The sequence below is a fragment of the Saccharothrix sabaoui genome (assembly GCF_051756985.1).
GTDB lineage: Bacteria > Actinomycetota > Actinomycetes > Mycobacteriales > Pseudonocardiaceae > Actinosynnema.
Window position 1 is genome coordinate 1 of record NZ_JBPKJK010000275.1, and the last position, 6,725, is coordinate 6,725.

A 6,725-nucleotide genomic window follows, 5' to 3' on the forward strand; every position below is an offset into this window, starting at 1 on the left:
GCAGCGCACGGCCCCCTCGGGGGGCAGTGCGCCTTCCGGTGCGACCACCCAGCGGGACTCGACGGCGGGGATGCTGCGCGGGCCGCGCCAGCAGCGCACGTCCGGCGGCAGCACGTGGCCCGGCGCCGGTTCGGGGTCGGGTCTCGCGAGGAAGAGCCAGCGCAGGCGCGGGCCGGGGATCGCGAGGATCGGGCCGAGCGGCCCTGCGGAGCGGAGTTGGTGGCTGACCTCGGCGCCCCAGCTGGCGGGCACCTCCACGGCGACCGCGCCCTCGGTCAGCACCAGCGAGCCTTCGACGTGCCAACGTTCCATGCCCGCTGATGTTTGCGCGGCCCCGTGACGGGATTGTGTCCGCGCGCGGCGCGCTCCGTTAACCCTGCCCGATGTCCTCGAACCACAGCTCGGGACGGGCGGCGATGAAGTCCGCCATCATCCCCGCGCACGCCGGGTCGTCCAGCAGGGTGATGCGCACCCCGTTCGCGGCGAGCCAGTCGTGACCGCCGTGGAACGTTCGGGCCTCGCCGATCACCACGTGGGGGATGCCGAACTGGCGGACGAGCCCGGAGCAGTACCAGCAGGGCGACAGCGTGGTGACCATGACGGTGTCCCGGTAGGACGCCCGGCGGCCGGCGGCGCGGAACGCGGCCGTCTCGGCGTGCGTGGAGGCGTCGCCGTCCTGCACCCGCCGGTTGTGCCCGCGGCCGAGCAGTTCACCCGTCGTGGTGAAGAGCGCCGCGCCGATGGGGATACCGCCCTCGTCCAGCCCGGCGCGGGCTTCCGCCACCGCCACGGCCAGCATCTCGTGCGCGTCCACAGCCACGGCCCCAACCTACGCGGGAAGCCCCCGGCGCGCGCTAGGCGCCGAAGCAGAGGAACCCGGCGCCCGCCGCGTAGGCGGCGTGACCGGTGTCGCGGTGCGCGTCCTGCGCGCCGGCCAGGGCCACCGCCGGCGGGTCGCCCTTGCCGAGCCTGCGGTGCAGGTCGACCATCAGCGGGGTGGTGACCTCGGCCGGCACGGGCACGACCGGGGCCACGAGGGTGCGGGTGCCCAGCCCGAGCAGGGCCGCGGTGAAGCCCATCAGCTCGTCGCCCGGCCGCACGGCCGACAGGCCCGAGTCGCACGCCGACAGCACGACGAGCGCGGGCGGGTGGCGGAGGCGTTCCAGGTCGTGGACGGTGAGCGGCCCGTCGGCCAGCTCCAGGGCGGAGAACAGGGGGTTGTCGGCGCGGAACGAGCCGTGCGCGGCGACGTGCGCCAGGGGCGCGCCGTCCATGGCCGCGGCGACCGCGTCGACCGTCGCGTCCGCGCCCACCAGCACGGTGGCCTCGCCGGCGAGCGGCGCGATGGCGGCGATCTCGGTGGGTGCGGCGGGCAGCCGGGGGCCGGCGGCGAGCACGGCCCGGTCGTGCGGGGCCGCCGACGACAGCGCCGCGCGCAGCCACACGGTCGCCGAGGGCACGACGGTGACGGACCGCCCCCGGCAGCCGGGGAGCGCCGACCAGGGCAGGCCGCCGAGGAGGCCGGTGGGCGCGAGCACGAGGGGCCGGTCGTCGAGGCGGCGGCGCAGCGGCGCGAGCAGGCGGGTGTCGAGCAGCCGGGCGGTGTGGTCGGCGCCGCCGCGCACGGCGGTCTTGTCGAGGTGGTCGGGCAGGGTGACGAGCCGGTGCAGGGCGAACCGCAGCAGCCGCACCTCGCGCAGCGCGCCGTCGAGCGGGCCGAGCCGGTGCAGCGAGGCGCGGCCCCCGGCGACGACGACGGCCAGCAGGTCGCCGTCGTGGTCGACGTACTCGACGAGCGCCCGCTCCCCCAGCGCCTGGGCGAGGTCGCGCACGGCGGGCGGTTTGAACACGGCTCCGCCGCCGCTGGTCTGCCGGGTCAGGTCGCGGACGCGCTGCTCGCCGCGCACCTGGCGCTGGCGCAGCGCGGCGGACGGTTTGCCGGCCAGCAGCGCGGTCTCCAGGTCGGCGGTGATCGCGCGCAGCTCGGCGAGGGCGTCGGCGAGCCCGGAGTCCTCCGGCGGGCGGGCGGGGGTCATCCGCATGGCGCCCGCGCGCCACGCCTCAGCCCACGACAGCACCCGCCCGGCGTGGCCGCCGGCGACGGCCGTGCGCAGCCCCTCGAACGCGAGCGCCTTGCCCTGCGCGCCGCTGGAGGCGCGCAGCTCGACCGCGCCGAGCGACACGCGGTACTCGTCGAGCAGCGCGAGGCCGCGGCGCAGCGCGATCTGCGCGCCCCGGGCGTTGCCGAGCAGGTCGCGGCGCAGCGCCTCGGCGTACCAGCCCTGCACGCGGTGCGCCGCCGTGCCGCCGCGCCGGGCCGCGCCCGCGGTGGTCAGCTCGGCCACGGCCCGGCGGCGGTCGCCGAGGTCGCGGGCGACGAGCGCGGCGTCGACCCGGGCCTCCAGCCCGGCCATCCGCCAGCCGAACGCGTCGAGCCGGGAGGCGACGCGCACGAGCGCGGTCACCAGGCCGCGGGTGCGCTGCCCGCTGAGGTAGGCGGCGCGCAGCTCGACGTGCCGGGCGCCCGCCTCCCACACCTCGCGGCGCTCGCGCCGGAAGCCCCCGCGCGCGGCGGCGGCCATCTCCACGGCGCGCTCCAGGTCGCCCTCCAGCAGGGCGACGCGGGCCCGGTAGAACAGGGCCTCGGAGCGGGCCAGCACGAGGTCGCCGCCGAGTTCGCCGAGCGCCCGGTCGGCCGCCGCGCGGGCCTCCTCCAGCAGCGGCACGGACACCAGCAGCTCCAGCCGGTTGATCAGCAGCGCGGGCCGGGGCACGGCCAGCCGCCGGTACTCGCGCTCGGCCTCGGCGAACATCGTCAGGGCGCGCGGCACGTCACCCGCCCGGGTGGCGGAGATCCCGGCGTTCCACCGCACGTCGGCCACGGCCAGCTCCAGGTCGAGCGACCGGTAGAGCGCGGCGGCGCGGTCGAAGTCCTCGTCGGCCGCCTTGAGGCCGCCGGTGTAGGCGCGCAGCAGGCCGCGGTTGTTGCGGGCGCGGGCCTCGCCGAGCCGGTCGCCGGTGCGGCGGGCGGCGTCGATGGCCGCGTTGTACTCGCGCTGCGCCTCGTCGTAGCGGCACAGGTAGTGCAGCACGAGGCCGCGCTGCATCCGGGCGATGTCGGCGTCGGGGCCGTCGAGGACGTCCAGTGCCTCGTTGACCGCGCGCAGCGCCTGGGCGTGGCGGCCGGTGTTGGACAGCACGAACGCGAGGCTCACCCGGGCCAGCGCGGCGAGCCGGGCGGAACCCGCGCCCTCGGCGACGCGGACCGCGCGGCGCAGGTGCCGCAGCGCCCCCTCGAAGTCGTGCAGTTCGCGCAGGGACAGGCCGATGGCGCGTTCGGCGGTCGACTCCTCCTCGGCGTCGCCGGAAAGGCGCGCGGCCCGCAGCGCCGAACGGCCCATCCCGATCGCCGCGCGCGGGTCCCGCTGCCGGGCCTCCAGTGCCGCTGCGGCGGATTCCCCTCCCACGGAACCCACCTTATTACCAAGTCCCCTGTGGTAGCTTGATCAAGCTCGCACCTCCGTCGACGCTGCTGTGAGGCCGTGGTGTCCCAACCATCGAATCGTGCGGAGCTTTACGGCCAGGCTTTCGACCTGTCGATCAGGGAACACCAGGATTTCCGGCTGCACGCCGAGCGCGGACGCGAGTTCCTGTTCGTCGCCCGTGAGCTGTTGACCATTCCCCAGGACCTCGACCGGGTCGTCCGGAAACTGGCGCAGAACAACATCGTCACCGAACGCGGACGTGATTTCGCCGGTATGAGCCGGTTGGTCCTGCCGCGCAATTCCGACGACATCCCGGCGATCGTGCGCCTGTTGCGCGACCCCCAGCAGTGGCCCGGTGAGCGGACTCCGTTCGTCCAGCCGCACCACGTGCTGGTCGGCCACGGCGGCAACATGCACGGGCACCCCGGCGTGCCGCCCCAGGTGGCCGCGCCGCTGGCGGACCCGGACAAGACCGCGCTGGGCCGCGGCAAGGGCGTCACCGTCGGCGTCGTCGACACGGGCATCTCCGCGAACGCGGGCGTCGACCACCCGCTGTGGCTCAAGGGCGCGTTCACGCCCCGCGCCGACGAGGTGGACGCCGCCTACGCGCACGACGACGTGTTCGCCCCGGAGGGCGGGCACGGCACGTTCGTGGCGGGCGTGGTGCGGCAGGCCGCGCCGGGCGTGCGGATCGACCCGGAGCGGGCGCTGGACCCGTCGGGCCTGGGCACCGAGGAGGACTTCGCCCGGGCGGTGGCGTCGTTCGACGAGCGGGTGCACGTCGTCAACATCTCGATGGGGTGCTTCACGCAGGACGACGTGGCCTCCGAGCCGGTGCGCCGGGCGCTCGCGCAGCTGCCCGCCGACGTCGTGGTGGTGGCGTCGGCCGGCAACCAGGGCACGACCAGGCCGAGCTGGCCCGCCGCGCTGGGCGGGGTCACGGCGGTCGCCGGGGTCGCCCAGGAGCGTGACGGCTCGCGCTCGCCCGCGTGCTACTCCAACCACGGCCACTGGGTGGACGCGTGCGCGGTCGGGAACCGGACCAGCACGTTCCTCAAGGGCCGCTGGGTGCTGTCGGGCCTGCCCGCGGAGGTCTACGACCGGTTCGCCTACTGGCTGGGCACCTCGTTCGCCGCGCCGCACGTGGCGGGCCGCATCGCCGAGACGATGACGACCCGGGGGGTGTCGGCCGCCGCCGCCCGCGACGAGCTGCTCGTCGGGAAGGCCGAGTTCTTCCCCGGATACGGTGTCTTCGTGGACTAGTCGTATCTGGAGACGGCATGGTTGCTCCGTAGTACGTGGCAGCGATGAATCCGATGTCCCGGACCCGGCGCGGGCCCGTCCCGGCGCACGCCGGGGCGCAGGCGCGGCACCCCCTGGACAGGAGGAGGGGACGTGACCCCTGCAGGGCCGATCGGCGCGCTGGTGGGCGCCGCAGCGGACGGGGACCAGCACGCCTGGCACGAGATCATCGACCGGTACACGCCACTGGTGCTGTCGGTGATCTACCGGCACCGGCTGAGACCGGCGGACGCCGCGGACGTCAACCAGACGGTGTGGTTGCGCCTGGTGGAGCAGATCGGCCGGTTGCGGGAGGCCGACGCCCTGCCCGGCTGGATCGCCACGACCACCCGCAACGAGTGCCTGCGCGTGCTGCGGGTGCAGCAGCGCCTCCAGCCGTACGACCCGCTGTCCGAGGACGAGCCGGCGAGCCCGGTGGACGCGGTCGCGGACCTGGACGAGGAGATGGAGGCGTCGCAGCGGCTCCAGGCGCTGCGCGACGGCTTCCGCGCCCTGCCCGAGCAGTGCCGCGTGCTGCTGGCGAAGCTGATGGCGGACCCGCCGCCGAGCTACGCGGCGGTCAGCGAGGAGTTGGCGATGCCGGTGGGCAGCATCGGGCCCACCCGCATCAGGTGCCTGGACAAGCTGCGGAAGACACCCGCGGTGTACCGGCTGTTCAGCCCGAGACCGGGTGGAGGAGGTGTGGTCGGTGTCGATGGTCGATCCGGGGTGGGAAAGCGATGACGCGCTGCTGCGCGACCTGAAGGCGGCGCTCGACGAGCAGGCGGACGTGCCCGAGCACATCCGGGAGGCGGCGCGCGCGGCGTGGAGCTGGCGGACGGTCGACGCCGAGCTGATCGCGCTGACCAGCTACGACTCGGTGCTGGACGGCGAGCTGGCGACCCGGGCGCGGGCGGCGCAGACGGCGCGGCAGCTCGTGTTCGACGCGGTGGGCGTGTCGGTGCAGGTCGAGGTGACCGAGGTGGGTGTCGCCGGCCAGGTGCTGCCCGCGCGGCCGGGTCGGGTGGTGCTGCTGACGGCGACCGGGCCGGTCGAGGAGGCGGAGCTGGACGAGGTGGGCATGTTCCTGCTCGGCCCGCCGCCCGCGGGACCGGTGCGGTTGCGGTGCGAGATCGACGGCACGACCGTGGTCACCGAGTGGGTGACCGTGTAACCCGCGACCACACAGCCGCGACCGCGTGCGGCTAGGGGCGCCGGGCGACGGTGATGATCTCCCGGCTGGTCGCGGTCGGCGGCGTGCGGTCCCACCAGCCGTGGCGCTCGGCCACCTCGAACCCGGCTCCGCCGAGCAGCGCGTCCACCTGCTCGGCGGTGGTGAACCGGAGCGTGGCCCAGTCCACGACGTCCTCGGCCCAGTCCGGGCTGCTGTGCGTCTCGCTGAACCGCACGAGCCCGTCCGCCACGCTCGCCACCCGGTGCTCGACGCGCACCCGCTCGCCGTTCTCGCCGGTGACGTCGACGCCGTTCTCGGGCGTCCACCGCTCCCACGCCCGCGCGCCCGGGTCCCGCGTCTCGAACGCGAACCGCCCGCCCGGCCGCAGCGCCCGGTGGACCGCGGCGAACTGCGCGCGCACCTCGTCGTCGGTGAGGAAGAACTGGAACACGTGCCCCGTCATCACGACGAGGTCGAAGCCACCGTCGAACGCGGTCGTGCGCAGGTCGCCCGCGAGCCACTCCACGCCGTCGTACCGGCGGGCCAGGGCCAGGGAGTCGGGGTCGGGGTCCAGCCCCACGAGGCGGCCGGCGTGCCCGGCGACGCGGGCGGCGTGCAGCAGCGCGCCGGTGCCGCAGCCGACGTCCAGCACGGCGTCGGCTGCGAGCACCAGGTCGAGGTAGAAGTCGTCGGACGCGTCCCACCCGTTGACGGCGTCGTACAGGGCGGCAGTCCTCGCGGGGTCCTCCGTCACCCGGCCGAGTGTGCCCCGACAGCGCGACGGG

6 protein-coding genes and 1 pseudogene are annotated in these 6,725 nt (G+C 75.6%); 3 read left to right on the top strand and 4 right to left on the bottom strand.

Annotation, left to right across the window (positions count from 1 at the left end; translation table 11 throughout):
- The 3 genes and pseudogenes from ACR807_RS40480 to ACR807_RS40490 all read right to left on the bottom strand — a co-directional run.
- Window positions 1-312 (bottom strand): annotated as a pseudogene (locus ACR807_RS40480) (hypothetical protein); the annotation flags it as partial.
- 58 nt (window positions 313-370) lie between these two features.
- Window positions 371-799, bottom strand: coding sequence for a nucleoside deaminase (locus ACR807_RS40485; protein ID WP_438926850.1), 429 nt, complete (start codon window positions 797-799; stop codon window positions 371-373).
- Window positions 800-854: 55 nt separating this feature from the next.
- On the bottom strand, window positions 855-3,467 hold the full coding sequence (locus ACR807_RS40490) for a CHAT domain-containing protein (protein WP_438926846.1): 2,613 nt from the start codon (window positions 3,465-3,467) through the stop codon (window positions 855-857).
- A 78-nt stretch (window positions 3,468-3,545) separates the two neighbouring features.
- Between ACR807_RS40490 and ACR807_RS40495 the strand changes: the two genes are divergently transcribed.
- The 3 genes from ACR807_RS40495 (at window position 3,546) to ACR807_RS40505 (ending at window position 5,940) form a co-directional block, all read left to right on the top strand.
- Window positions 3,546-4,748, top strand: coding sequence for a S8 family peptidase (locus ACR807_RS40495; RefSeq protein WP_438926847.1), 1,203 nt, complete (start codon window positions 3,546-3,548; stop codon window positions 4,746-4,748).
- Between the two features lie 132 nt (window positions 4,749-4,880).
- On the top strand, window positions 4,881-5,510 hold the full coding sequence (locus tag ACR807_RS40500; RefSeq protein WP_438926848.1) for an RNA polymerase sigma factor: 630 nt from the start codon (window positions 4,881-4,883) through the stop codon (window positions 5,508-5,510).
- Window positions 5,482-5,940, top strand: coding sequence for a hypothetical protein (locus ACR807_RS40505; RefSeq protein ID WP_438926851.1), 459 nt, complete (start codon window positions 5,482-5,484; stop codon window positions 5,938-5,940). The genes ACR807_RS40500 and ACR807_RS40505 overlap by 29 nt, the downstream gene beginning before the upstream one ends.
- Before the next feature lie 31 nt (window positions 5,941-5,971).
- On the opposite strand, the gene ACR807_RS40510 is transcribed toward ACR807_RS40505, so the two are convergent.
- The coding region (locus ACR807_RS40510; protein WP_438926849.1) for a class I SAM-dependent methyltransferase at window positions 5,972-6,725 on the bottom strand (754 nt) is incomplete at its 5' end.

Excerpts from the sequence above, each read along its gene's own strand:
- ACR807_RS40505 (WP_438926851.1), top strand. The coding sequence starts at position 5,482 with ATGGTCGATCCGGGGTGGGAAAGCGATGACGCGCTGCTGCGCGACCTG.
- ACR807_RS40485 (WP_438926850.1), bottom strand. The coding sequence starts at position 799 with ATGCTGGCCGTGGCGGTGGCGGAAGCCCGCGCCGGGCTGGACGAGGGC.